Source organism: Pantoea piersonii (assembly GCF_003612015.1).
In the GTDB taxonomy this organism is placed as follows: Bacteria; Pseudomonadota; Gammaproteobacteria; order Enterobacterales; family Enterobacteriaceae; genus Pantoea; species Pantoea piersonii.
The window spans coordinates 712,732-737,820 of sequence record NZ_RARB01000002.1; the positions used below are offsets into that span (position 1 = coordinate 712,732).

A 25,089-nucleotide genomic window follows, 5' to 3' on the forward strand; every position below is an offset into this window, starting at 1 on the left:
CAGGGATAGCAGAAGGTCAGCTTCTGCGCTTTCAGGCCAGCCAGAAGCGAGCAGAAAGAAGGCGATATGGGTCGGAAAAGAGCGGGGCGCTCTTTTCCGCAGAGAGGAAAGAAACCGGGGCCTGATCTCAGATTAAGGCTCAGCTCTGTTCGCCGGAAAAGGCGCGCCAGGCGGCCAGCGTATCAAGTGACTCCCTCAGCAGTTTGATCTTTCCCGCTTCCGCCACCAGGCGACCGGCATAGGTCTGCCTGTAGACGCGGTCGGTGCCTGCAATACCCGCTTCGACGCTGTATTCGCCAAAGGCCTGAGTGGGCGTATCGATCAAAAACTCAATATTACGGAAGCGGAAATCGGGCACTTTCTCCAGCAGGCCAGCAATAAAGGATGCGATCTCCTGCGCGCCCTGGGCACGATGCGGCAGGCCGAGCGTTTTCAGGTAAGGCAATTCCAGCACGCCATCCGCGGCGAAAAGTGCCGCAGCGGCGCGGGGATCGCGTATTGAATCCAGATAAAGTTGCAGTAGCTGTATGGCTGTTTTCATGGGCAAAGGCTCCTGAAGTGGTTAACGGCCGACAGAATGCTGCGGGCCTGACACCAGCCTAATTAACTTCAGGAGCGTACAAAACAGCAAAGGATGAAACCTATCATTTCATTTATGTAATCATCCTTCTGATGTTGCTTTCAGGGCACGTAGCGCCACTCTGGCTCGCTCAGACGTTGGGCAAAAAAGTCGGAAAGCACTCTGACCTTGAGCGGCCGGCTGCGTGCGGTTGGAGTAACGAAATAGAGCCCGCCCTGCGTCATCGACCACTCATCAAGGAGGCGTACCAGGCGGCCATCGCGCAGATACTCCGCTGCGATAAACTCCGGCAGTTCGGCGATGCCCAACCCTTCGAGCAGCGGTGGCAGCAGGGCGTCTGAGTTTGTTACCCGCAGCGGTCCATTCGGAACGATATCTTCATGCACGCCGGAGGTATGCGTAAAGCGCCATACCTGACTGCGCGCGCGGTACGCATAGCTGAAGCAGGGACGCGACGTCAGCGCTCTGGGGTGTTCCGGCGCGCCATGGCGAGCAATATAGGAAGGGGCCGCCACCAGAAACTGTGTCACCGCGCATAAGCGACGCGCAACCAGCGACGAATCCGGCAGCGCGGCAATGCGCAGCGCCGCATCAAAGCCTTCGGCGATCACATCGACCGACGCGTCCGAGAGGTGCAAATCCACGCTGAGTTCGGGAAACTGGTGAATCAGCTCCGGCAACAGCGGCGCAATCCAGCGTAGCCCGAAGGCCATCGGCACCGCCAGCCGCACCAGACCACGCGGCTGTACCGCAAGCTCGTGCGCCTCGCTTTCGACTTCCTCCGCCTGCCGGTAAATTTCAGACGCTTTCGCGGCCATGCTCTGGCCAAACTCCGTCAGCGCCACCTGCCGCGACGTGCGGTTAAACAGTCTGCCGCCCAGCCTCTCCTCCAGCCGGGCGACGGCGCGCGATACCGTTGGGACGGAGACGCCCATGACCCTCGCCGCGGCGGCGAACGATCCTTCCTCAGCTACTTTCGCGAACATCGCGAGTCCTTCGAAATCGGGGAATCTGTTCATTTCAAATCTGCAACGATGAGTTTTAAATCATTCTATTTTGAAAAAGATAGTTCGTCGATATGCTTCTTCTGTCGCCACAGCCGCCGCTCTTTCTCAGTCAGTAGCGCCGTCGGCAACCGTTAACTCTTTATCAGGCGGAAAAGGAATTGCCGGATTACGCCGTTCTTCCGCCATGCAGAGCAGCACTGAATTTTTAGCGATGTTCAGCTTGAAACTTTAAATGACATTCAACAGGCATATGCGTGCCTTAACCTGAGGAAACAGATGATGAGCAATAAACTTTCAAATAAAATCGCGCTGGTGACCGGCGGCAGTTCAGGTATTGGTCTGGCCTCGGCGCAGGAGCTGGCTTCACAGGGCGCAAAGGTCTATATCACCGGCCGTCGCCAGGAGGAGCTTGACGCTGCGGTAGCGGCGATTGGACCGGCCGCGACCGGTATCCGCGCCGATGCCTCCCGTCTGTCCGATCTGGATAAGGTCTTTGCCACCATCGCCAGCGAGTCAGGACGACTTGATATCCTGTTCGTCAATGCTGGCGGCGGGGATATGATGCCGCTTGACGCAATTACGGAAGAGCACTTCGATCGCATTTTCGGCACGAACGTGCGCGGGCTGCTTTTTACCGTTCAGAAGGCGCTGCCTCTCCTTAACAAGGGTTCATCGGTTATCCTGACGGGCTCGACTGCCGCAGTTAAAGGCACAGCGAACTTCAGCGTTTATAGCGCCAGTAAAGCAGCGGTGAGGAACTTTGCCCGCTCATGGGCGCTCGATTTAAAAGATCGCGGTATCAGGGTGAACGTTGTCAGCCCAGGCCCGATCCGCACCGCAGGTCTGGGCGGTCTGGTCCCGGAAGAACATCGCCAGGGGCTGTTTGAGGTGCTGGCCGCGGAGGTCCCTCTCGGCAGACTGGGCGAGCCTGAAGAAGTCGGCAAAGCGGTGGCGTTTCTTGCCTCTGACGATGCTGCTTTTATTAATGCCGCGGAGTTTTATGTGGATGGCGGTCTGGCGCAGGTTTAATGGTTACGCTTTTCATCTTTTATCAGGCTGTCAGGCCTGAAGAGTGAGGAGAGTCTCGGGCTCAGGGAGGGCGGTGAAATCTGTTGCAGAGGCTGCTTAATGCGGCCTTTCCTTTTTATCGCGTGCGCAGCGGCCGCTCGACCCGCTGGCTGAGCCTGCAAAAGTGCGGTTTTACAGAGGGCGGCTACACTCGAACCAGACCTAAACTCACAGGAGCAGCCATGACGGAGAAGAAGCAGCCAGCAGACAAAAGCCCGACGGATATCGAACATGCGCTGGTGTTACAAAGTGGAACCGCCTGGAACGGTCAGGCATATAAGGCGTATCCGGCAGGCAAGCCGCAGATATCGGTGATGCGTATGTCATTGCCTGCCCATAGCGAGCTCCCCTGGCATACACATCCCATGCCCAATACCGCTTATATTCTGTCTGGTCAATTGACCGTTGAAGATAAGCACACCGGTGAACGCTTTAGCGTTAGCGCGGGGCAGGCGCTTAATGAAACGATCGACAGCGCGCATCGCGGCTATACCAGCGAAGAGCCGACTGAATTACTTATTTTCTACGCTGGCGTTGAAGGTCAGGAACTTTCTCTGCCACTGCCAGGAGAGGAAGCGGAATTTTGACAGAGCGAGCCCGTAAAAGGATCGCTTCTTTACTTAGCGGGCAAAGTAAATTAGCACAAGAATGCATTAATAAGCCGGCGTATTAAGTTACGTTCTTTTGCGCGGCAGTCAGCCGCGTATCAATGCGTTGTCTTTGCATCCTGCCTCATCATTTGTATTCCAAAATAAGTCTTTGCTAATGGTCAGACGCTATTTACGGTTTAATCATTGTTTACACGCCGATAAAATTACAGGCGAATGGTTAAATTTTGCGCAGGGTGCTTTTGGCGAAAAACAGAATCAAAAGCGTGACGCTAAATCAATAAATCAATCATAAACAATTGAAAAATAGATTTTTTTAACGGTTTTTTTCGAGCGTGCGCTAACCATTGCTAATAAAAAAAACCTCTGTTTTTAATGAACTTTTCACCTGTTAGTTGATCTTGCCGAAAGAACATATACACTACTAACGCATATGACACGAAATGCTCAAATAAAAGATAAAATCGAGCGCGGGTTATTAGCCTCATCTCCTTTAAGTTGTTCTTGCTTTACCTTCCACGCCAGATGAAAAAAACCTGCAGCCTCTTTAAGGCTGTCTTAAGGTTTTCTCAGCATTATTTCTCCGACGACTCTCTGCAAACGGGAGCCATAGTGAGATTCAACAAAATTACGCTAAAAAGAAACAATTGCTTCATGTTTGTAATATTTATTTCTCCAGGCGGTGCTTAACTGTTTTACGTTTGAACAACTTAAATTGATGGAATCTAACTATGTCATTTATTCCTTTTTCGCGGCCTTCACTGGGTGAAGAAGAGCTGGCTGCGGTAAAAGCGGTGTTTGAATCGGGATGGATCACCACTGGCCCGCAGAATGCTGCGCTGGAGCAGGCTTTTTGCCAGCTTACGGGTAATCAACACGCTATCGCAGTGAGTTCCGCAACGGCGGGTATGCACGTTACGCTGCTGGCGCTGGATATTCAGCCCGGTGACGAGATCATCACACCCTCGCTGACCTGGGTTTCCACCATCAATATCATCACGCTGCTGGGCGCCACGCCGGTAATGATCGACATCGATCGCGATACGCTGATGGTTACGCCCGAACAAATCGAAGCTGCTATCACGCCTCGCACCCGCGCCATTATCCCGGTGCATTACGCGGGCGCGCCGGCAGACAGCGATGCGATTCACGCCCTCGGCAAGCGTTACAATATCCCGGTAATTGAAGATGCCGCGCACGCGGCGGGGTGCTATTACAAGGGACGCCATGTCGGCAGTACGGGTACTGCCATTTTCTCGTTTCACGCCATCAAAAACATGACCTGCGCCGAAGGTGGGCTGATTGTTACCGATGACGCCGGGCTGGCGGATCGCATGCGCAGCCTGAAATTCCACGGTCTGGGCGTCGATGCGTATGACCGCCATACCCACGGCCGCAAGCCGCAGGCGGAAGTGATTATGCCTGGCTTCAAGTACAACCTGCCGGATATCAGCGCGGCTATTGCGCTGGTGCAGTTGAAAAAGCTCTCTGCCTTCAATGCGCGCCGCGAGGCGATCGCTCAGCGCTATCTGCGCGAATTAGCCGACACGCCGTTCCTGCCGCTGTCGCAACCGACATGGGCTCATCAGCACGCCTGGCATCTGTTTATCATTCGCGTCGACGAAGCGACGTGCGGCCTCAGCCGCGATGCGCTGATGGAAGCGCTGAAAGCGCAGGATGTCGGCACCGGCCTGCATTTCCGTGCCGCGCACACCCACAAATACTATCGCGAACGCTATCCGCAGCTCTCTCTGCCCAACACCGAATGGAACAGCGATCGTATCTGCTCCATTCCGCTGTTTCCGGATATGCATGATGACGATGTCACCCGCGTCATTGACGCCTTGCGTCACATAGCTGGAGTCTGAGATGCAGGAAGAAAAAGCGATTCGCAAAGTTTCCGTCGTTATTCCCGTTTACAACGAAGAAGAGAGCCTGGCGGAGCTGGTGCGCCGTACGGATGCGGCCTGCAGCTTGATTGGGCTCGATTATGAGATCCTGCTGGTGGACGACGGCAGCGCCGACCGCTCCGCCCAGATGATCAACGATGCTGCCGATATGCCCGGCAGCCATGTGGTCGGCGTATTGCTGAACCGCAACTATGGTCAGCACTCGGCCATTATGGCGGGTTTCAGCCATGTTTCAGGCGATCTGATCATCACGCTGGATGCCGATCTGCAAAACCCGCCGGAAGAGATCCCGAAACTGGTGCAGGCGGCGCAGCAGGGTTATGACGTGGTCGGCACCGTTCGCCAGAACCGTCAGGATAGCTGGTTCCGCCGCCGCGCCTCGCGCGCCATTAACCATTTGATTCAGCGCGTCACCGGCAAAGCGATGGGGGATTACGGCTGTATGCTGCGCGCCTATCGTCGTCATATTGTCGATGCGATGCTTAACTGCCACGAGCGCAGCACCTTTATTCCTATTCTCGCCAACACCTTCGCCCGCCGCACCATTGAACTGCCGGTTACCCACGCCGAGCGCGAGTTCGGCGACTCTAAATACAGCTTTATGAAGCTGATTAACCTGATGTACGACCTGGTGACCTGTCTGACCACCACGCCGCTGCGTCTGCTGAGCATTATCGGCAGCCTGATCGCGCTGGCCGGTTTCGCCTTTTCGCTGGTGTTGATCGTGCTGCGTCTGTTTCTCGGCGCCAGCTGGGCGGGCGACGGCGTGTTCATGCTGTTCGCCGTACTCTTTATTTTTGTCGGCGCGCAGTTTATCGGCATGGGCCTGCTTGGCGAATACATCGGCCGTATCTATAACGATGTCCGCGCGCGTCCCCGCTACTTTATCCAGCGTGTTGTTCACCCACAGCAAAAAGCTTCTTCAGTACAGGAATCCGAGTAATGAAAACTATCGTCTTCGCCTACGCCGAAATGGGCTGTGCGGGCATTAGCGCGCTACTGAAAGCCGGTTATGAAATCAGCGCCATCTTCACGCATGCTGACACCTCGCCTGAAAGCCATGCGTTTCCATCCGTGGCGCGCCTGGCGGCGGAGCAGGGCATCCCGGTTTACGCACCGGAAGACGCCAGCCATCCGCTGTGGGTCGATCGTATTAAAGCGATGCAGCCTGACTTTATTTTCTCCTTCTATTACCGTGCGCTGCTGAGCGATAACATCCTCAAAACCGCCCGGGTGGGCGCTTTTAACCTGCACGGCTCGCTGCTGCCGAAATACCGCGGTCGCGCGCCGCTTAACTGGGTACTGGTTAATGGCGAAACCGAAACCGGCGTGACGCTGCACCGTATGGTGAAGCGCGCCGACGCTGGCGATATCGTGGTACAGCAGCGCGTGGCGATTGATGAGCAGGACAACGCGCTGACGCTGCACCGCAAGCTGGTCGCCTGTGCGACGGAGCTGCTGGACGGCGTATTACCGGCGATGAAGCGCGGCGAAATTTCCGCCACGCCGCAAAACGACAGCGAAGCCACGGTGGTCGGCCGCCGCACGCCGGAAGACGGACGTATCAACTGGGAGTGGCCTGCGCAGTCGGTGAATAACCTTGTGCGCGCCGTAACCGATCCCTGGCCGGGCGCGTTTGCCTTTGCCGGTACGCTGAAGTTTGTCGTATGGAAAGGGCGCGTGCATGCGGATGCGCCAAAAGCGAAGCCGGGTACCGTGCTGTCGGTCGATCCTTTCCTGATCGCCTGCGGCGAAGGCGCGCTGGAAGTGCTGACCGGTCAGAGCGATAACGGCGTCTATATGAACGGCAGCCAGCTGGCGCAAAATCTCGGCATGGTGCCGGGCGCGCTGCTCTATTCGCAGCCGGTCGCCGCGATCAAACGACGCACCCGCGTGTTGATCCTCGGCGTTAACGGCTTTATCGGCAATCACTTAACTGAACGCCTGCTGCAGGATGACAACTTTGAGGTCTACGGACTGGATATCGGTTCCGATGCGATCAGCCGTTTCCTCGATCAGCCGCGCTTCCACTTTGTTGAAGGCGATATCAGCATTCACTCGGAGTGGATTGAATACCACATCAAGAAATGCGATGTAGTGCTGCCGCTGGTCGCGATCGCCACGCCTATTGAGTACACCCGCAACCCGCTGCGCGTGTTCGAACTCGATTTCGAAGAGAACCTGAAGATCATCCGCGACTGCGTGAAGTATAAAAAGCGCATCATCTTCCCGTCGACCTCGGAAGTGTACGGCATGTGCACCGACAACCACTTCGACGAGGATCACTCTAATCTCGTGGTCGGCCCGATCAACAAACAGCGCTGGATCTACTCCGTGTCGAAACAGCTGCTGGATCGCGTTATCTGGGCATACGGCGAAAAAGAGGGATTACGCTTCACCCTGTTCCGTCCGTTTAACTGGATGGGGCCGCGTCTCGATAACCTGAACGCCGCCCGTATCGGCAGCTCGCGCGCTATTACCCAGCTGATCCTTAATCTGGTGGAAGGTTCGCCGATCAAACTGATCGACGGCGGCGCGCAGAAACGCTGCTTCACCGATATTCGTGACGGCATTGAAGCGCTGTTCCGCATCATTGAAAACAAAAACGGCAACTGCGACGGCCAGATCGTTAATATCGGCAATCCGGACAATGAAGCCAGCATCAAAGAGCTGGCCGAGCGTCTGCTGGCGAGCTTCGAACGCCATCCGCTGCGTGACCGTTTCCCGCCGTTCGCCGGTTTCCGCGAAGTCGAGAGCAGCAGCTACTACGGGAAGGGCTATCAGGACGTAGAGCACCGTAAGCCGTCGATCAAAAACGCGCGCCGTCTGCTGAACTGGACGCCGACGGTAGAGATGGATACCACCATCGACAACACGCTGGACTTCTTCCTGCGCACCGTTGAGCTACAGGACAAGCCATGAAGAAAGTCGGTTTGCGCGTCGATGTCGACACCTGGCGAGGTACGAAGCTGGGCGTCCCGGCGCTGCTGGAGCAGTTCAGTCTGCATCAGCTGCAGGCCAGCTTCTTTTTCAGCGTCGGGCCGGACAACATGGGACGCCACCTGTGGCGTCTGATGAAGCCGCGCTTTTTGTGGAAGATGCTGCGCTCGCGCGCAGCCTCGCTCTACGGCTGGGATATTCTGCTGGCCGGCACCGCCTGGCCGGGGCGGGATATCGGGCGCGGGCTGGCTGACATTATTCGCGCCACGGCCGAGCATCACGAAATCGGCCTGCATGCCTGGGATCATTTCGCCTGGCAAACCTGGGCGGGCGTCTGGCCGCAGGCAAAGCTGACTGAGCAGATTGCGCGGGGCAAAGCGGCTCTCGAAGCGATAACAGGTGACACTGTCACCTGTTCGGCGGTCGCGGGCTGGCGCGCCGATACGCGCGTGGTCGATGCCAAAGAGCAGTTTGGCTTCCTCTATAACAGCGACTGCCGCGGCAGCGGGCCCTTTATTCCGCAGCTCAGCGACGGCAGCAACGGCACGGTGCAGGTGCCGGTTACGCTGCCAACCTGGGACGAAGTGGTCGGCCAGCAGGTCAGTGTGGCAGGCTTCAACGACTTTATCCTCGAACAGATGCTGGCTGCCACCGGCTCGCCGGTTTACACCATTCATGCCGAGGTTGAAGGCATTGTCGGATTATCCGCTTTCGCAGAACTGCTGAAACGCGCAGAAGATCAGGGTATCCACTTCTGCCCGCTCAGTGAGCTATTGCCCGCCGATCTCAGCACGCTGCCGCGAGGCCGCGTCGTCCGCGGTCACATCCCCGGACGCGAAGGCTGGCTGGGCTGTCAGGGCTGAACGTCACGGTATTTATTTGCACAGGAAACATGGATGCGTACAGGCACTAAAACCGCGCTGCTGCTGGCGCTCTTCGCGCTTTATTACCTTATCCCGATTGAATTTCGTGCCTTATGGCAGCCGGATGAAACGCGCTATGCCGAAATCAGCCGCGAAATGCTCGCGGGCGGCAACTGGGTGGTGCCGCACTTTTTCGGCTTGCGCTACTTTGAGAAACCGATTGCCGGTTACTGGGTCAATAATATCGGCCAGTTCATCTTTGGTCATACGCCTTTCGGCGTGCGAGCAGGCGCGATTTTCAGCACCACCTTTAGCGCGCTGCTGCTCTACTGGCTCGGCAGACGCATGTTTGCCAGCCGGACAATCGCGCTCACCGGCGGCCTCATTTTTCTGACCTCGCTGCTGGTATATGGTGTCGGAACCTATGCGGTGATCGATCCCATTTTGCTGCTGTGGCTGGTGGCGGCGATGTGCAGTTACTGGCTGGCGGCGCAGGCGAACACCACGCAGCAGCGGCTCGGCGGCTACCTGCTGCTCGGCGCCGCCTGCGGCATGGGCTTTATGACCAAGGGCTTTCTGGCGCTGGCGGTACCGGTGCTGGCAATCGTGCCCTGGGCGATCTGGCAGCGTCGCTTCGCTGAACTGCTGCGCTGGGGATTGCTGACCATCGTGACGGCGGCGCTGATCAGCGCGCCCTGGGCGCTGGCGATCAATCGGCAGGAAGGGGATTTCTGGCACTACTTCTTCTGGGTCGAGCATATACAACGGTTTGCCGAAGCCGATGCGCAGCATAAAGCACCGTTCTGGTATTACCTGCCGGTATTGCTGGCGGGCTGCATGCCATGGCTGGCGCTACTGCCTGGCTCGCTGAAGGCGGCGTGGCGGCAGCGCGGGCAAGAGCCCGGCGCGGCTTATCTCTTGTGCTGGGTAGTGATGCCGCTGCTGTTTTTCAGCATCGCAAAAGGCAAATTGCCCACCTATATTCTGCCTTGCTTCGCGCCGCTGGCGCTGCTGATGGCGCGCTATGCCCACGGCAGCAGCGCAGCTCTGGGCAAGGTGTTTAAGATCAACGGCTGGATAAACCTGCTGTTCGGTCTGATCGCGACAATCGCAGTCGTGGCATTCCTTGCGCCGTGGGGGCTGGCACACCATCCGCTCTACGCCAGCAACGAGACGATGCGCGTAGTCTGGGCGGCAGCGGCGTTTGTCTGCTGGGGCGTGGTGGGCTGGCTGAGCCTCCGGCCGCGCGATAACCGCTGGCAACTGGCGGCACTCTGTCCGCTGGCGCTGGCGCTGCTGGTTGGTTACGCCATTCCGCAGAAGGTGCGCGACTCGAAGCAGCCGCAGAGTTTCGTCAGCGCAGTGCACGAGCGGCTGGCGGGCAGCCGTTATCTGCTGGCCGACCATCCGGGCGTGGCCTCGGCGATCGCCTGGGAGCTGCGGCGCAGCGATATTACCCTCTATGACGCTAAAGGCGAACTGCAATATGGCCTCAGCTATCCCGATGCGCAGCCGCGCTATGTGGATGGCGGCGCCTTTGCGGACTGGCTGCAGGAGCATCGCCGAAACGGCAAGGTATCCGTAGTGGTGATGCTCGATTCAGGCGAGAAGGAGCCGGATGCAAGCCTGCCGAAGCCAGATGAGGTTTATCGCCAGGGGCGGCTGATTTACTACGGCTACGACGAAAAACCATGAACCTGCTGCTGATTATGCTGGTGAGCCTGCTGAGTTGCGCAGCGCAGCTGTGCCAGAAACAGGCGGCCACCGTCGGCACGCGACAGGGGAAAAAACGCCTGCTGATGTGGATCGCGTTGAGCCTGCTGCTGCTTGGCGTCGCGATGCTGGTGTGGCTATGGGTGCTGCGTCTGGTGCCGGTCAGCGTGGCCTATCCGATGCTCAGCATTAATTTTGTGCTGGTGGCGCTTGCCGCGCGTCTCATCTGGCGGGAAAGCTACACGCTGCAGCAGTGGATCGGCACGCTGGCGATCGTCGCTGGCGTGGCACTGATAGGGAGCCATCTGTGAAAGGCTTTAGTCTGGCGCTGTGCTCTGTTTTGCTGGTGACGCTGGCTCAGCTGGTATTACGTCTGGCGATGCGGGACTTTCCACCCGCCGCTGAATGGCTGAGCGTCGACTGGGTGCAGCACAGCAAGCCGCTGGTACTGCTCTGTATCGGGCTGGGGGCCTATGGGCTTTCTATGCTTTGCTGGATGCTGGCGCTGCGTCATTTGCCACTTAACCGGCTCTATCCGCTGCTTAGCCTGAGCTATGTGCTGGTGTGGCTGGCTGCGGTTCTGCTGCCGGTATTCGGCGAACCGTTCCGCTGGAGCGGCCTCGCGGGCGTGCTACTGATCGTGCTGGGTCTGGTGACGATCTCTGTTCCACGCCGCAAGGCAAGGTTATAGCAGGCAGATGCCATCCATACCGGCAATACAGTTACGGCCCGCTTTTTTAGCGACGTAAAGCGCCTCGTCGGCGGCAACCTTCAGCGAGTCAGGCGAGTCTCCGGAAGAGGAGGCGCTGATACCGGCGCTCAGGGTAACGATTTTTTCCGGCAGATCGCTCGCCCCATGAGGCAGCGCCGCCCGGCGAATGGCCTCCAGCGCCCGGTGCGCTACGTTCTCCGCATCCCGGGCTTTTGTGCCCGGCAGAATAATGGCAAACTCTTCTCCGCCATAGCGGGTCACCCGGTCGGTGCTGCGCAGCGGAAGGTGTTTCAGCACCGCCGCTACCTCCTGCAGGCAGCGATCGCCAGCGATATGTCCATACTCATCGTTATAACGCTTGAAGTAGTCCACATCGAACATAATCAGCGAGACCGGTGAGGCGGCACCCTCCAGGCTCTTCTCCAGATAAAAATCGAACTGTCGCCGGTTGCCCAGTCCCGTTAAGCCGTCCAGCATCGCCAGGTCGCTGAGCGTGCTGTTGAGCCGCGTCAGCTCATCCTGCGAGCGCATCAGCGCCTGCTGGCTCCGCTGGTTGGCATGCAGCTGACGAAGCACCAGAAAGCCGAACAGCAAAACCAGCAGCCACGTAAAAATATTAACGCTGATGCCGGTGATATTGCTCATCCACCAGGCGTGCCGGATCGCCCGGGTTTCATAGCCGACAGCCACGACCAGAGGATAACGCTCCAGCCGGGCGTAGCCGAAAAGACGCTTCTGTCCGTCAAGATGGCTGTTCCAGGTCGCGCTGCCGATGCGCGACTGGCTCAGCAGGCGGGTAAAGAGCGGGCTGGAGGAGAGACTGCTGTTGAGCACGCTGTCTGGGAAAGGGCGAGCATAGAGAAGAAGGCCCTCTGTGTTCATCAGGGCCAGCAGATCGCCCGGGCTCTGTTCATACCAGCCGTAAAACTGGCGAAAAAAGGCGACTTTTACCGAGCCGAGCGCCACGCCGCGAAAATTACCTTCAGCGTCATTCAGCCGCAGAGAAACCGGAATGACCAGCTCATCGGCGCTGCGGCTGCGAATAACCTCTCCGATATGAGCGCCCGTATCCGCGTGATCGCGGTGCCAGATAAATGACTCCCGATCGGCATTATTCATCTGCATGTCGTGCTGGTCGCGAGAGCTGGCCAGCCCGTTACCCTCTTTATCATACACAAACAGGCCAGCCAGCTGAGGCAGGGGAAGAGAGAGTCTGGCCAGAATGCCGCGCTCGCCGCTGTACGCCTCCGGGTGGCTAAATACCTGGTCTGTCTGGCGGGCTATTTCATCCAGCGCAATATTAACCTGCAGGAAAGTATCCTGCGCCTGTCGCGACAGAGAGAGCGACTGGTTGCGGGCCTGGACTGAGACATCCTGAAGCCGGTTCTGCCAGGAACGCCATAATGCCCAGCTACATGCCGTCACGATAAACAGGCTAATAAAAAGCAGAAACAGCAGCACAAAGCGCTCTGTTCTTCTGGTGCGGGGTGATGGCAAAGTCTCTCTCCAGTAAAACAGAGGGTTATCAGTAAAAGGTAGCAGTAAAAAGCGGACCTGCAGGCAGGTACGCAGACAGGCGGCCGATGAAAGGGCACTTCCCTTGCCGTTTGTCATAGCCGAAGCCACAGCGCATTGCGTTAGGGCTCGTTCTAAGGTGGTCAATTTTAAAAAGAGGTGACTATGGAATTTCAACAGATGCGCATCGCAAGGCCTGTAAGCCTGCTTAGCAAAAGCTGTGAAATGTACTGCGACGGGCTGGGCCTGAAAAAAATCGGTGAATTTAGCGATCATGACGGGTTCAGCGGATGCATGTTAGGCCGGGAGGATTTAGCCTGGCATCTTGAATTCACGCAGTGTCACTATCATCCGGTAACCCCTTCGCCGTCGGCCGAAGATCTTTTAGTGTTGTATGTGCCTGACAAGGGAAGCTGGGAAAAGCGCTGCGCAACAATGAGTCATGCCGGTTTTGTCAGAGTGGAATCTTTTAATCCTTACTGGGAGCAAAGCGGCATCACTTTCAGGGATATCGACGGGTACAGGGTCGTAATTCAGAACATGCGCTGGGGTGATAATTAGTTTTGTATGCCGGCTTCGTTTCTGCCGTAACGGCCTTGTATCTTAAAGCACACCCGGCTGGATACAAGTCTCTTCCTTCTTATCTGATCCAGAAAATCAAGCGATGGTTGCCTCTGGAGGACTGTTGCTCAAAAACTTGTGTACAGCCTCTATTTCATTCATGAGGCGCAACACTGCTACAGCTACCGTTAGTGCCTCAGACATAGGTATGAAGTGGGGACAGGGGAATATGAAACAGGGCATGCCTTTGGAAGATTATGTCGGAAAACGCTACCCCAAACAACAGACCGATTACCTGTTGGATTTAGGGCGTTCGATTATTATGATGCTACAACAAAAACGGCTTACAGTGTAAAAACATTGGACACTCAGACACGCTCAAGGTTGAACAAACCAAACCAACTTTATAGTTCGGTTAAGGAGAATATCACCAAAGGGATGAATTTTAACGGTGACACCCGATTGGGTATAAACCTAGATTCATCAATGATCTCAAACAAAGAAATTAAACTCGCCATCCCTGAAAGTACAACGCCGGAACAATGGGCGAAAATTAATCGCGCTATTGAATATAGAAGCACTCAGGGCATAAAGGTTAATGTGACGCAGGTGAAAAAATGATATTTAACAAAGATCAAGATTACTGGGCTTCAGTTTCTATAACTGACGATTTTTTTTGCATTGACACTTATTCTGGATTGGGTTTAACGGCAAGAGACTTTCTTTACCCCTCAAACCTACTTTCGCCTGATGCCTCGAACGAGGATCTTGGAAACGCAATATTGAGTAGGCTTTCACAGAGCAGAACCATCGCTTCCCGGGAAGAAAGAGCAGACCTTTTTGACCTCATAAAAAGTAAAGATAGATACAATGATTGGGTAAAAAACCTTATTAACAGCAGCAACTATAAATCGAGAAGAGCACTATTTAAAAACATGAAAAAATGCGGCATTCATTGTGTCAATGATGTGGTAACTATATCACCATCGCGACATGAAAAACTGGAAGCTTGGGGAAGAACAAAGGGTGATGGGATTGAGGACATAATCCTATCGACTAACGCTTCGCCTGAAGAAATCGGTGCAGCTTTGCGTCTAGCAATAAAGCGCTGTAAAGGGTAATACCTGAGGTCAGGAGCACAGTGAAAATCATATTCGGCTGAAGAGTGTACTTCGAAAGATGTTGCTGAGAACAATTATCTCAGCGCTAATGAAGCTCAAATTAAGTCAAACCCAGAACACCGCCGCCGTCAAAGTCACGGTCAGCGTTACCGCGGGTAGCAGTCATCAGTCAATGGAGCAGAGCAGCACGCAACAGAGCGGTAGCGTACTGAAGGCCGGCGACAATCTGGCGCTAACGGCGAAGCAGGACATCATCGGTAAAGGCGTAAAAATCAGTGGCGATAACGTTTCGCTGAGTGCGGGGCGTGAGCAGTGCTGAGGACAGCCGCAGCCAGGAATCAAGCAGTGGTGGCAGCACTTATGGCGTCGGCGTGGGCTTCGGCCTCGGCGGTAGCCAGAACGGCTTCTCCATTGAGCTGGCCGCCAGCCAGAACAGCGCAAAAGGGAACGGCAGTAGCATCACGCACCATAACAGCCAGGTGACGGCAGCGGGCGACCTGACAGTTAAAGCGGGTCAGGATGTGTCGCTGAACGGCGCAAACCTCTACGGCAATCACATCGACCTCAATGCGGGGCACAACCTGGAAATTGCCAGCCAGCAGGACCGTGATGGCGTTTGCGCAGGGCGTCCAGCAGCTGGCAGGCAACGTTGTCGGTGACGTGAAAGCGTGGAAGCTGGATGCAGCCGCGAAAGAGACGTCAGAGCGCCTGCTCAAGGAGCATCCTGACTATGCCAGCTTCTCGAAGGACCAGCTCAGCGTAATTGTGCAGAGCGATCCTGGCTATAAAGCGGTGGCGGCGCAGTGGGGTACGGGCGGCACCTATTCCATGGTGGCGACTGCTGTGGCGGGCGCCGCGGGCGGTGAACTGGCCGCCAGGGCCATCGTGGCGGTGATGTATCCGCACACTGCCATCAGCGACCTGACAGAGAGCCAGAAGCAGACGGTGAGCGCGCTGAGCCAGATGGCGGCAGGGCTGGCTGGCGGGATAGCATCGAATTCGGCGCTGGGAGGCGGGACCGGGGCGGGGGCCGGGAAGAATGCGGTTGAGAATAATACGCTGAGTGCACCTGACGAGAAACAACGTCAGGATGCGAAGTGGTCGCTGCCTTATCTTGAAGATGAGAAAAAACAACAGGCAGAGAAGTTAATCAGTGACCTGAACGTCAAGGATAAGGCGTTTGATGCGGCAATTGACTCGGCCTGTAAGAATCTGTCATCAGCGCAGTGTTCAGGAATGCGCCAGGAGCTGGCGGCAATGGGCCGTAGCTACGACGAGCAGATGGATGGCCAGTACATCGGTAGTATGGGCAGCGTCTACAAGGAAGGTAAAGGCCAGGTAGATGCCCTGATGTGGCAGTACGCCAGTGCTGATGCGAAAGCAGAACGTGAGGCTAACGTTAACCGTATTGCTGAAAACTGGGGCGTGAGCAAGGCAACGCAGCAACTCTGTATGATGGAAGGGCGATTGCCCATACCACAGCGGCGATTGGTGGCGCGGTGTATGGGATGAAGGGTACAGGGTCCACTGAGCAAAATGTTGGTTCAATTAAAAATGTTAACCCCGGTTATCCTGAACCGGGCCGGACGCATAACTGCGTAAATTGCTCGATTGCTACTGATGCTACTTTGGCTGGAAATCCAGCATCAGCGTTGCCAATAAACTCAACTAAAGGCGTACCGTTAAGCGTTTTGGAGCAACAATACGGAACAAAATTTAAATATGTCTCTTCATCTGACAGTATTATGCAGCAAATGACAAACGCTGGTTTTGGTGCGAGAGGAATTGTTTTTGGTTCTTATGGCCCTGGTCAGCCAGGGCATATATTTAATGTTGTCAATCAAAATGGTACGGTTCGCTTCCTTAATGGACAAACGGGTAACTCTGCTGATCTTAGTCAGTTTAAATCATTCCAGTTATTGAGGACGAATTAATGATTACTTTTGATGAAGCGGTAGCAAAAGCAGTCGATCACCTCAGCGGTGAAGAAATACCGATGGTTATTACTCTTCAGGGACGCTTTGCTGAGGGGTGGTTCTTTTGTTTTCAATCCAGAGAATATCTTGAGACCGGTAATGATAGTGCGCTACTTGCAGGTAATGCACCTTTTATAGTGGATAAGGATACTGGAGAAATACACGAATTTGGAACAGCCTATCCTCTTGAAAAATATTTACATGAATACGAAGAAAATAAAAAGCATCTGAGTTAGAAAAAATCCCAACTTCTCGCGGTTGGGATTTTACTCTATATACCAATCAGTTACCGGTTCGTGGCTGCGGTGCGGTAATCGGCTGTATAAATGCCTCTACCTGGCGCTGCTTGCGGGCGGAGAGCTTACAGACCTTGCGCAGCGTCCGCATAATCTCCGGCTCGGGCAGCGCTAAGGAACAAAGCGTTAGCTTAAGCATCGGCCCTTTGCTGGCTCAACAAGCTGACGCGTTTTACATGACGCTCGGTAAAACTATCAGCGTCATCCGGGCAGCCTCTTTATGCAGAGCAGTCGGCACAAAACTAATAACGCTCAATGCATCTCTAGCGCAACGCATACCACTCTTTATGCTTCAACGGATTCATCGCCGCGCCAATGATATCGGAAATCACATTCACCAGGATCACCAGACCGCCAACCACCATTACGCCTGCTGAAATGGCCGCGTAATCCTGCTGGCGGATCGCGTTAATCAACCAGCGGCCCAGACCCGGCCAGTTAAACACCACTTCGGTGATCATCGCCAGCGTCAGCATGGTGGAAAACTGTAAGCCCAGACGCGGGATCACCGGCGGCAGCGCATTGTGCAGCACATGCCGACGGATCACGGTAAAGCGCGACAGCCCGCGCGTGGCGGCTGCCTTAACGTAGTTTTTATCCATCACTTCGCTAGTGCTGGCACGCAGCAGGCGCATCACCTCGGTGGCGGGAGCGACCGCCAGCACAATCACCGGCAGGATCATATGCGTCAATACGCTGACCAGCATCTCGTGACGCCACGGCGAGGGGCTAAGCCAGGCGTCCACCAGCGCGAGGCCGGTAATGTTTTGCACCGGATAGAGCAGGTCAAAACGTCCGGACACCGGCAGCCAGCCGAGCGTCAGCGAGAAAAACAGGGTAAACAGCAGCGCCAGCCAGAATACCGGCATGGAGAAGCCGAGCAGCGCCAGCGCACTAATCACCTTATCCTGCCACTTATTACGCATCACGCCCGCGCAGATTCCCAGCGGAATCCCGGTTAACAGCGCGAGTACGAACGCCAGCACGCAAAGCTCCAGCGTGGCGGGAAATACCTCTCGCAGTTGCAGGCCGATCTCCTGACCGTTGGTGCTGGAGACGCCGAAATCAAACTGCAGCATACCGCTGAACCAGAACCACCAGGCATCGAACAGCGAGGCGCCTTCCAGCGGCGCGTTGGGGGTGAAATAGCTCAGGCTGAAGCCCACCAGCGACAGCAGAAACAGGGTAATCACCAGCAATAACAGACGACGCAACATATAGATGATCACTTACGGCTCCTCGCGCTCATCACGATAAACTCCGGCAAAAGAGGTGTTGCCGAACGGACTTAACACCAGGCCTTTGATATCGTGGCGATAGGCCTGCAAACGCAGCGAAGAGGCGAGCGGCAGCACGGGTAAATCGCGTGCCAGCATCTGCTGCGCCAGATGATAGTTATCAATTCGACCCGCAAGCTGCTGCGACAGCAGGGCTTTCTGCAACGCTTCATCGAAGCCAGGAGAACACCAGTGCGCGTAGTTGGTCTGCGAGCGGATCGCCGCGCAGCTTAGTAATGGACGGAAAAAACTGTCTGGATCGTTACTGTCGGTCGCCCAGCCGGTTAGCGTCAGATCGTGATTCATCGACATCAATTGCGCCTCCTGAAAACGGCCCTCCACCGGCGCAATGCTGACTTTCACGCCCACCTGCGCCAGATCCGCCTGCAGCAGTTCCGCCATTTTCAGCGGGCTGGGATTCCAGGCTTGCGAAGCGGAAGGCACCACCAGACGCAGATGCAGATCGGTAATGCCCAGGGATTCCAGCAGCGCGCGCGCTTTTTTCGGGTCGTATTCAGTAACGCGCGCTTCGCTATCATATGCCCATGACGCTCGCGGCAGCACTGAGGCGGCGGTTTCCGCCGTACCGTAATAGATCGACTCCATCAGCCGCTCGTTATTGATCGCCAGCGCCAGCGCATGACGTACTTCCGGCCGATCGAGCGGAGGCTTACGGGTATTAAACGCCAGATAGGCGATATTCATCCCTGGTCGCAGCGTCATACGTAAACGAGGATCGTCGCGCAGGATTGAGATCTGGCTCGCGGCGGGATAGGCGAGCACATCGCATTCGCCAGTCAGCAATTTGGACATACGGCCGGTGCCGCCTGCGCCCAAATCGATCACCGCCTGCTGCAGACGAGGCACCCCTTTCCAGTAGGCAGGGTTACGTGCCAGCCGGATATATTGCCCGGCGCGATACTCGCTGAGCTGATAGGGGCCTGTACCGACCGGCTGACGATCGAGCTCTTCCTGGCGGCCGCTGCGGGTCAGCTGGTCAGCATACTCCGCTGAGAGCACCGGCGCGTAGTGAGTCGCCAGATGCCAGAGGAACGACGCGTCAGGGCTATTGAGCCGGATCTCAACCGTGTTGCTGTCGAGCTTTTTCACGCTCTGCACAGAATCAGCAAACTGCAGGCTGTCAAAGTAGGGGTAGCTGCCGCCGTTGACGTTGTGCCACGGATGGTTGCGGTCAAACATACGGGCAAAACTAAACACCACGTCATCGGCGTTCATCGCGCGCGTGGGCGTAAACCACGAAGTATGTTGAAACGATACCTTGCTGCGCAGGTGAAAACGGTAGGTTGCGCCGTTATCGCGCACTTCCCAGGCGGAGGCGAGGTCGGGCACCAGACGATAGGTGTAGGGATCGACATCCAGCAAGCGGTCATACAGCTGCGCAGCAAGCGTATCCACAGCGAGGCCACTGCTAGCCATTTGCGGATTAAAGGTATTCAGCGTGCCGTTAACACAGTAGACAAAGCCGCTGTGGCGGATATCGCGGTTCTCTGCCGACCAGGCAGAGACGCTTAATACGCTGAGAATAAGCATCAGCGACGGGATTAGTTTTGACATAGAACTCAACGGTGTTCGGGCAATAGGCTGAGTGTATCGCAAAGGGGGCGATGACCCAAAACATGGCGGCACGGCTGCAGGTAATTTCGTCATCCAGAAGAGTAAAGACACACCCTTAGCATGGTAATGAGAAAAATTCTCAATTAGGGCTTTACAAGTGAGAACAAGAATGATTATTATTTCATTGCGCTTCAGCGGTGGCTCTACTGATGAAGCGCACGACATTGCTCACATTGCTTCCAGTATTGTTGCCCGCGTAAGCGGGCTTTTTTTGTTTTCCCCGCGCTCTTTTGCGCTGCGCCTTCAGGCCTGTTTGTAACCGCATTCTGAAAGAATATCCCGCATTAGCATCAATACCCTCGTTCACGGCGCACTGGCTAAACGGTTACAGTAACTGGTTCCTTTAAGCATGGGATTAGCTCAGGCCAGTACTTTATCTAATAAATTAAGTGGCTGATACGTAGTAAGGTTAATGGAAAGAGTAATTAACAGATAAATAAGTCATGAGAAATAAACAATTATTTAAATAATACTCCAGATTTGGAGTGAAAATTTATGCTCCGTGAGCGAAATAATTAAACGCTCGACGTGCATCCTCAACGAAGCGGAGTTATCTTATTTGGTTGTTAATCAATTTCAATTGCCCAAGGCTGTTGCTCTTTAGTCAGGAAGAAAAACGTCGATGCCGGAAGTCAGGAGTTAAGCATAAGATGAAATGGCTGGCGCTTATTATTTTGTTGTTGCCTCTTGCTCAGTGCGTGGCGAATTCTCATGATGATGATAAAGAGCAGATTGCCTACAAAAAGATTAAGATGGCGATTCAAAGAAATAATAGCAATGATATTACACTGTCTGAATATGACGACGTTTTGAATTATATATCGAAAGGGAAGTCTCAGTGGATAAATCTTTATCCTGAGCTAATAAAGCCTCCATTCCTGGGAGTTGCCTCTTTTCAAGAAGGACTGAATATATCACTGGCTTATGCTTTAGCTGAAAATCCAGCGGAGGTATTAAGATTTGTAGAGATTAATAATGTAGATTATATTTGTGGTGCGCCATTTATTGAACCAACGCAGCAGGAGCTTAACTCATATTTTATAAAAGCCAGAGCGGCACTTATGGCGACAAGTGCACAGGCTATTTGGAAATACAGATGCCTGATGACATTAGATCGAGAAATGAAAACCAAGAGTGCCCTCGCAGGTGAATAAGCCTGGGGTGCAGCATGATTCGTTGTGACTACGGAAAGCTTTACGGTTCTGACTGAGCCTGCAGCACCGCCTCCATAAGCTCTCAGGCAATGTCTGCTGACGCCGAAAGAAACCTATTCATATTTTACCGGCGTAATGCCAGCATGGCGGGAAAACGCAACGCTGAAAGCGCTGGCAGAGCGATAGCCAACGTGCTCAGCCACTTCGGCCACCGACATATCTTTGCCGCGTAAAAGTTTTTTTGCCAGTGCCATTCGCCAGGTCAGCAGATAGTCCATCGGCGCCACGCCAACCGCTTCCCGGAAGCGCACAAAGAATGCGGAACGTGACATAGCCGCTGCTTTCGCCAGTTCGGCGCCCGTCCAGCTATGCTCTGGCCTTGCGTGAATGGCGCGGATCGCCGCTGACACGCGCTCATCAGCCAGCCCACTCATCACGCCCGGACATGCATTGCAGATCAATATCGATCGTAGCGCTTCAATTAATAACAGCTCCAGCAATCGTTCCAGGACTATATCGCGCGCGGAACGTTGTGCGCGACATTCATCCATCACCAGCTGCACCAGCATCGTCAGACGTGACTCGCCTCGAACATGAATAAACTGCGGCAGCAACGAGACTATTAGCCCGGCATCGGGTGCGTCGAACTGGCAATAGCCAATCAGGGTTTGTACATCAGCGGGTTGGCCTGGGTCGCCTACCCAGAATTCCCCGGGCGCGAGCATTTGCGGCAGGGTTTCCGGCGCATCGGCTGCTGGCGGTTCGACGCTGCTCATACAAAATTCCAGCGCCGCGGGGATGAGCACAAAATCCCCTGGCTCCAGGGTAATGGGCGGGGTGCCTTTTATGGTCAGCTCACTGTAACCTTCCAGCATCAGGCAGTAGAACGGCTGACCCGTTTCGCTGCGATTTACTCGCCAGCGGCCACTGGCGCACACACGCTTAGAAAATGCCGCTTGCGGCTGCAGCAGCGACACTATCTCGGCTAAAGGATCGATCATTTGGACTCCTGCGAATGAATGCTGGACGCTGCGTTGTAGTGAGTACAGAGGGTTGACTATATAGTAATCACCTGACTCAATACCAGACAGGAGTGAAATGTGAAAACTATCTTAATCACCGGTTGTTCTTCAGGCTTTGGGCATGAAACGGCTCTCTATTTCCTCGAACGTGGCTGGAAAGTGATCGCCACTATGCGTAATCCGCAAGCCGATCTGTTTCCGGATTCAGAAAATTTGCGTCTGCTGCCACTGGATGTCAGCAATGAGGCCAGCATCAGGCAGGCTATCGCAGAAGCAGGCGAGATTGATGTTCTGGTGAACAACGCCGGGATAGGGGTACTCGCAGCGCTGGAAGGCATGAATATGTCCACGGTGCGCGATGTGTTTGAGACTAATACTCTCGGCACCATCGCGATGACGCAGGCTGTGATGCCGCAGTTTCGCGCAAAACAAAGCGGTACGGTGATTAACGTCACCTCGACGGTAACGCTTAAATCTCTTCCATTACTGGCGGTCTACACGGCAAGTAAGGCAGCGGTGAATGCCTTTACGGAATCGCTGGCGCTTGAGTTACAGCCGTTCAACATCAACGTACGTCTGGTTCTGCCGGGCATGGCTCCGACCACTGACTTCGGCAAAAACGCCATGTCGCGCATGGGTTACACCCAGCCTGAACCCTATCAGCCACTGTTTGACCGGGTACTTACCGGTATGCAGCAGCCGCAACCAACCACCAAAGCGCTTGATGTTGCGGAGGCGATATGGCGTGCCGCCACCGATCCCAGCGCGCCGTTGCGTATTCCTGCGGGAGAAGATGCGGTAGCGTTGATGCATGAAGTGGGTTAATTCCGGGATATTGCGACTGCCCTTGTAAATATCAGGGGCAGTTTGCCTGGAAGCCATCTCTTCAGGATCATAAATTATTTCTTTAAGCGACGCCCAGCCGGGAAATATCTCTAACAGCGGAGCATTAATATTTAGTCAATGACTAATACGATCTTGCCCTGTATACCGCCGCGGGCCGCCCTTTCATGCGCTGCTGCGGCGTCCGAAAGCGGGTAGATGCTGTCTGTCACTACACGCAGTGCGCCGTTTTCAAATAACCGACCCGCTTCCTCAAGCTGTCTTCCGCTGGAACGAACCTGGATTGATGAAACCGTTATTCTGCGTCTGGCGGCTTCATGATACCCGGCGAAACCCAGCGGATTAACCAGATAAAGCGACCCGCCAGGCTTAATGACATCCAGGAATCGCTCCATATTCGGCCCGCCCACGGCATCCATTACCAGGTCGACATGCTGCACGGCGCTTTCAGCGGCCTGCTGGTGGTAGTCGATAAAGGTTTCAGCCCCCAGCTCACGTAACAGCGCCTCGTGCTTACCCGAAGCTACGGCAATTACCCGCGCGCCTTTCCATCTGGCGACCTGAACGGCGAGGTGTCCTACGCCGCCGCCAGCGCCGTTAACCAGAACCGTTTTGCCCTGTAGCGCTACAGGAATATGCCGGAAGGCCTGGAAAGGGTTAGGGGCATCATGACCGGTTTCAATCAGGAATTGCCAGACGGTCAGGAGTGACATGGGCGCGGCGGCGGCATGAACGTGATCTAGCGTGCGGGGTTTTAACGCGAGTTCCCCAGCTGGCACGCAAACGTATTCTGCATAAGCACCGCTGCCTTTCATCAGATCTTCCGGAAACCTCACCATGGCATAGACTTCGTCGCCGACGCTAAAGCCGGACTCATCCTCATGGATTGCCGCAACGACGCCGGAGATATCGGTGCCGGGGATGAGCGGAAAAGTGACGCTGGGCCGCCATTCAGGCGGCAGCGTGCGATAGCCGTCCCGCAGATAAAGATCCGGTGGGTTAATGCTTGTCGCATACACGCGTACCAGCACTTCGCCCGCGCCGGGTGTCGGCCGGGGCGCCTCTTCGTAACGCAGGACATTGGGTCCACCAAATTCGTGCAACCGCACGGCTTTCATCATTTCGATCATTACGCTTTCCTCTGATACAGGTTCAACAGAGAGAGGTTATGCCAGTTGCTGCACATTGATAATCGGGCCCTTATTCGCTTTACTTATGCCATGAAAGAACAAATCGGTTTTGAAAGGCTGACCGGGCTTATCGCCTTCGCCCGCGCCGGATCGCTGGGAAGCTATACTGCGGCTGCGCGTACCCTCTCTGTATCGCCTTCCGCGATCAGCAAAAGCATCCAGCGGCTGGAGCGCCAGCTCGGTATCGCGCTTTTTACGCGAACCACGCGGTCGCTTACCCTTACGCCTGAAGGGCGGGATCTGCATGAGCGGGTGCTGCGGTTATTGCATGATGCCGAGGAAATTGAGCAGGCGGCAAAGCAGGCGCGCGCTGAGCCCAGCGGCACTGTGCGCATAGCCACCTCGTTGCCGGTGGGAGTGCATATGCTTGCACCTCTGCTGGGGCTGTTTCGTCAGCGTCAGCCCGCAGTAAAGATTGAACTGCGGCTGAGCGACGAACATGTGGATTTGGTTGAAGAGGGCATTGATATAGCGATACGTATTGGCGATCTGCCCGATTCGCGGCTTTTGTCGCGTCGCCTTTCGCCTTATCAGCTGGGTTGCTATGCGTCACCCGCCTATGTGAGCAAGCGCGGCGTACCTCATCATCCTGACGCGCTGGTCAATCACGAAACCGTTAACCTGCGTTATAAAAGCACCGGACAACTGTTTCGCTGGCCGTTCAACATTGCAGAACGGGAGGTAGATATTCTGCCGCCCTCGGCTGTGGTTATGGATGCAAGCGAAGGCGTGCTGACAACCATCGCTGCAGGCGCAGGCATAGGAATGGCATCAAGTTTTATGGCTGCACCCTGGATAGAGCGGGGGGCGTTAGTGCCAGTGCTGGCGGAATTTGCCGTAGAACGGCATAACCTGACCGTTCTCTGGCCCGAAAGTCGTCGCTTAAATCCAGCCGTGCGCGCTTTTCTGGATATGTTATTTGAATTTCTGTGATGGGCGCGCCTGCCTGGCGGTACGCTGTTAGCCAGCTTGCTGCTGATCTCATTTGTCCGCTATGAACGAAATATAGTCATTCGTACCCTGAGAATTACACTTTGAAGTGATTCAGGGTATGCGCTTACTGGTTACGAATATTGAGCGAGAATCATGTGATGATCG

At 55.2% G+C, this 25,089-nt stretch carries 26 protein-coding genes and 2 pseudogenes; 20 read left to right on the forward strand and 8 right to left on the reverse strand.

The genetic code is table 11. The annotated features are described in order from the left end of the window. Positions 1–139: 139 nt before the first annotated feature. The gene (locus D7S44_RS09240; RefSeq protein WP_120454121.1) at positions 140–541 is read right to left on the reverse strand and encodes a nuclear transport factor 2 family protein; all 402 of its coding nucleotides are present in this window, start codon (positions 539–541) and stop codon (positions 140–142) included. A gap of 140 nt (positions 542–681) precedes the next feature. After that, a complete protein-coding gene (locus tag D7S44_RS09245; protein WP_240629442.1) occupies positions 682–1,566 on the reverse strand; it encodes a LysR family transcriptional regulator in 885 nt (294 codons plus the stop codon). A 300-nt stretch (positions 1,567–1,866) separates the two neighbouring features. Between D7S44_RS09245 and D7S44_RS09250 the strand changes: the two genes are divergently transcribed. From D7S44_RS09250 to arnF, 9 genes are all read left to right on the forward strand, one after another. After that, on the forward strand, positions 1,867–2,616 hold the full coding sequence (locus tag D7S44_RS09250) for an SDR family NAD(P)-dependent oxidoreductase (protein ID WP_120454124.1): 750 nt from the start codon (positions 1,867–1,869) through the stop codon (positions 2,614–2,616). A 221-nt stretch (positions 2,617–2,837) separates the two neighbouring features. Then, positions 2,838–3,242, forward strand: a complete 405-nt coding sequence (locus tag D7S44_RS09255; RefSeq protein ID WP_120454126.1) for a cupin domain-containing protein — start codon at positions 2,838–2,840, stop codon at positions 3,240–3,242. Between the two features lie 752 nt (positions 3,243–3,994). After that, complete coding sequence (gene arnB / locus D7S44_RS09260; RefSeq protein ID WP_120454128.1) at positions 3,995–5,131, forward strand: UDP-4-amino-4-deoxy-L-arabinose aminotransferase; 1,137 nt, start codon at positions 3,995–3,997, stop codon at positions 5,129–5,131. Position 5,132: 1 nt separating this feature from the next. Further along, the gene (arnC, locus tag D7S44_RS09265) at positions 5,133–6,116 is read left to right on the forward strand and encodes an undecaprenyl-phosphate 4-deoxy-4-formamido-L-arabinose transferase (RefSeq protein WP_120454130.1); all 984 of its coding nucleotides are present in this window, start codon (positions 5,133–5,135) and stop codon (positions 6,114–6,116) included. After that, entirely contained in the window at positions 6,116–8,095 is a 1,980-nt protein-coding gene (gene arnA, locus D7S44_RS09270; protein ID WP_120454132.1) for a bifunctional UDP-4-amino-4-deoxy-L-arabinose formyltransferase/UDP-glucuronic acid oxidase ArnA, read from the forward strand. The genes arnC and arnA overlap by 1 nt, the downstream gene beginning before the upstream one ends. Next, on the forward strand, positions 8,092–8,976 hold the full coding sequence (gene arnD / locus D7S44_RS09275; protein ID WP_120454133.1) for a 4-deoxy-4-formamido-L-arabinose-phosphoundecaprenol deformylase: 885 nt from the start codon (positions 8,092–8,094) through the stop codon (positions 8,974–8,976). Before arnA ends, arnD begins: the two co-directional genes overlap by 4 nt. A gap of 33 nt (positions 8,977–9,009) precedes the next feature. Further along, positions 9,010–10,671: a lipid IV(A) 4-amino-4-deoxy-L-arabinosyltransferase gene (gene arnT, locus D7S44_RS09280; protein ID WP_120454135.1), complete on the forward strand. Its 1,662-nt coding sequence runs from the start codon at positions 9,010–9,012 to the stop codon at positions 10,669–10,671. Further along, positions 10,668–11,000 carry a 4-amino-4-deoxy-L-arabinose-phosphoundecaprenol flippase subunit ArnE gene (gene arnE, locus D7S44_RS09285; RefSeq protein WP_120454137.1) on the forward strand — a complete coding sequence of 111 codons (333 nt, stop codon included), beginning with the start codon at positions 10,668–10,670 and terminating at the stop codon, positions 10,998–11,000. Before arnT ends, arnE begins: the two co-directional genes overlap by 4 nt. Then, positions 10,997–11,380, forward strand: a complete 384-nt coding sequence (gene arnF, locus D7S44_RS09290) for a 4-amino-4-deoxy-L-arabinose-phosphoundecaprenol flippase subunit ArnF (RefSeq protein WP_120454139.1) — start codon at positions 10,997–10,999, stop codon at positions 11,378–11,380. Before arnE ends, arnF begins: the two co-directional genes overlap by 4 nt. Here the strand turns inward: arnF and D7S44_RS09295 are convergent. After that, positions 11,375–12,898 (reverse strand): sensor domain-containing diguanylate cyclase, encoded by a 1,524-nt coding sequence (locus D7S44_RS09295; protein ID WP_240629443.1) that lies wholly within the window; start codon positions 12,896–12,898, stop codon positions 11,375–11,377. The two genes, arnF and D7S44_RS09295, sit on opposite strands and share 6 nt — an antisense overlap. Positions 12,899–13,081: 183 nt before the next feature. Here D7S44_RS09295 and D7S44_RS09300 point away from each other — a divergent pair, with 183 nt between their 5' ends. The 7 genes and pseudogenes from D7S44_RS09300 to D7S44_RS09335 all read left to right on the forward strand — a co-directional run bounded on the left by D7S44_RS09300 (position 13,082) and on the right by D7S44_RS09335 (position 16,810). Continuing rightward, positions 13,082–13,477, forward strand: a complete 396-nt coding sequence (locus D7S44_RS09300; protein ID WP_120454143.1) for a VOC family protein — start codon at positions 13,082–13,084, stop codon at positions 13,475–13,477. Positions 13,478–13,690: 213 nt separating this feature from the next. After that, positions 13,691–14,098, forward strand: coding sequence for an endonuclease toxin domain-containing protein (locus D7S44_RS09305; protein ID WP_240629444.1), 408 nt, complete (start codon positions 13,691–13,693; stop codon positions 14,096–14,098). Beyond that, positions 14,095–14,598: a contact-dependent growth inhibition system immunity protein gene (locus tag D7S44_RS09310; protein WP_120454145.1), complete on the forward strand. Its 504-nt coding sequence runs from the start codon at positions 14,095–14,097 to the stop codon at positions 14,596–14,598. The genes D7S44_RS09305 and D7S44_RS09310 overlap by 4 nt, the downstream gene beginning before the upstream one ends. A gap of 172 nt (positions 14,599–14,770) precedes the next feature. Next, positions 14,771–15,257, forward strand: a pseudogene (locus tag D7S44_RS09320) (hemagglutinin repeat-containing protein). Next, complete coding sequence (locus tag D7S44_RS24000; protein WP_167456955.1) at positions 15,208–16,110, forward strand: VENN motif pre-toxin domain-containing protein; 903 nt, start codon at positions 15,208–15,210, stop codon at positions 16,108–16,110. The pseudogene D7S44_RS09320 and the gene D7S44_RS24000 overlap by 50 nt, the downstream one beginning before the upstream one ends. Then, a complete protein-coding gene (locus tag D7S44_RS23680) occupies positions 16,107–16,532 on the forward strand; it encodes a toxin glutamine deamidase domain-containing protein (protein WP_120454153.1) in 426 nt (141 codons plus the stop codon). The genes D7S44_RS24000 and D7S44_RS23680 overlap by 4 nt, the downstream gene beginning before the upstream one ends. Continuing rightward, positions 16,532–16,810 (forward strand): YrhB domain-containing protein, encoded by a 279-nt coding sequence (locus D7S44_RS09335; RefSeq protein WP_120454155.1) that lies wholly within the window; start codon positions 16,532–16,534, stop codon positions 16,808–16,810. Before D7S44_RS23680 ends, D7S44_RS09335 begins: the two co-directional genes overlap by 1 nt. A 46-nt stretch (positions 16,811–16,856) precedes the next feature. Here the strand turns inward: D7S44_RS09335 and D7S44_RS23880 are convergent. From D7S44_RS23880 to sapA, 3 genes and pseudogenes are all read right to left on the reverse strand, one after another. Then, positions 16,857–16,973 (reverse strand): annotated as a pseudogene (locus D7S44_RS23880) (hypothetical protein); the annotation flags it as partial. A gap of 160 nt (positions 16,974–17,133) precedes the next feature. Beyond that, on the reverse strand, positions 17,134–18,099 hold the full coding sequence (sapB, locus tag D7S44_RS09345) for a putrescine export ABC transporter permease SapB (protein ID WP_120454159.1): 966 nt from the start codon (positions 18,097–18,099) through the stop codon (positions 17,134–17,136). After that, positions 18,100–19,722 carry an ABC transporter substrate-binding protein SapA gene (gene sapA, locus D7S44_RS09350; RefSeq protein ID WP_120454160.1) on the reverse strand — a complete coding sequence of 541 codons (1,623 nt, stop codon included), beginning with the start codon at positions 19,720–19,722 and terminating at the stop codon, positions 18,100–18,102. A 169-nt stretch (positions 19,723–19,891) separates the two neighbouring features. Between sapA and D7S44_RS23685 the strand changes: the two genes are divergently transcribed. Next, positions 19,892–20,041, forward strand: a complete 150-nt coding sequence (locus D7S44_RS23685; protein ID WP_167456965.1) for a hypothetical protein — start codon at positions 19,892–19,894, stop codon at positions 20,039–20,041. 391 nt (positions 20,042–20,432) lie between these two features. Then, positions 20,433–20,936, forward strand: coding sequence for a hypothetical protein (locus D7S44_RS09355; protein WP_120454162.1), 504 nt, complete (start codon positions 20,433–20,435; stop codon positions 20,934–20,936). A gap of 113 nt (positions 20,937–21,049) precedes the next feature. On the opposite strand, the gene D7S44_RS09360 is transcribed toward D7S44_RS09355, so the two are convergent. Then, positions 21,050–21,937 carry a helix-turn-helix transcriptional regulator gene (locus tag D7S44_RS09360; protein ID WP_120454165.1) on the reverse strand — a complete coding sequence of 296 codons (888 nt, stop codon included), beginning with the start codon at positions 21,935–21,937 and terminating at the stop codon, positions 21,050–21,052. Positions 21,938–22,036: 99 nt separating this feature from the next. On the opposite strand from D7S44_RS09360, the gene D7S44_RS09365 reads away from it, so the two are divergent. Continuing rightward, complete coding sequence (locus D7S44_RS09365; protein ID WP_120454167.1) at positions 22,037–22,783, forward strand: SDR family oxidoreductase; 747 nt, start codon at positions 22,037–22,039, stop codon at positions 22,781–22,783. Positions 22,784–22,914: 131 nt separating this feature from the next. On the opposite strand, the gene D7S44_RS09370 is transcribed toward D7S44_RS09365, so the two are convergent. Then, positions 22,915–23,931, reverse strand: coding sequence for an NADP-dependent oxidoreductase (locus D7S44_RS09370; RefSeq protein WP_120454168.1), 1,017 nt, complete (start codon positions 23,929–23,931; stop codon positions 22,915–22,917). Between the two features lie 90 nt (positions 23,932–24,021). On the opposite strand from D7S44_RS09370, the gene D7S44_RS09375 reads away from it, so the two are divergent. Continuing rightward, positions 24,022–24,924, forward strand: coding sequence for a LysR family transcriptional regulator (locus D7S44_RS09375; protein WP_120454231.1), 903 nt, complete (start codon positions 24,022–24,024; stop codon positions 24,922–24,924). The last annotated feature ends 165 nt before the right edge of the window (positions 24,925–25,089 follow it).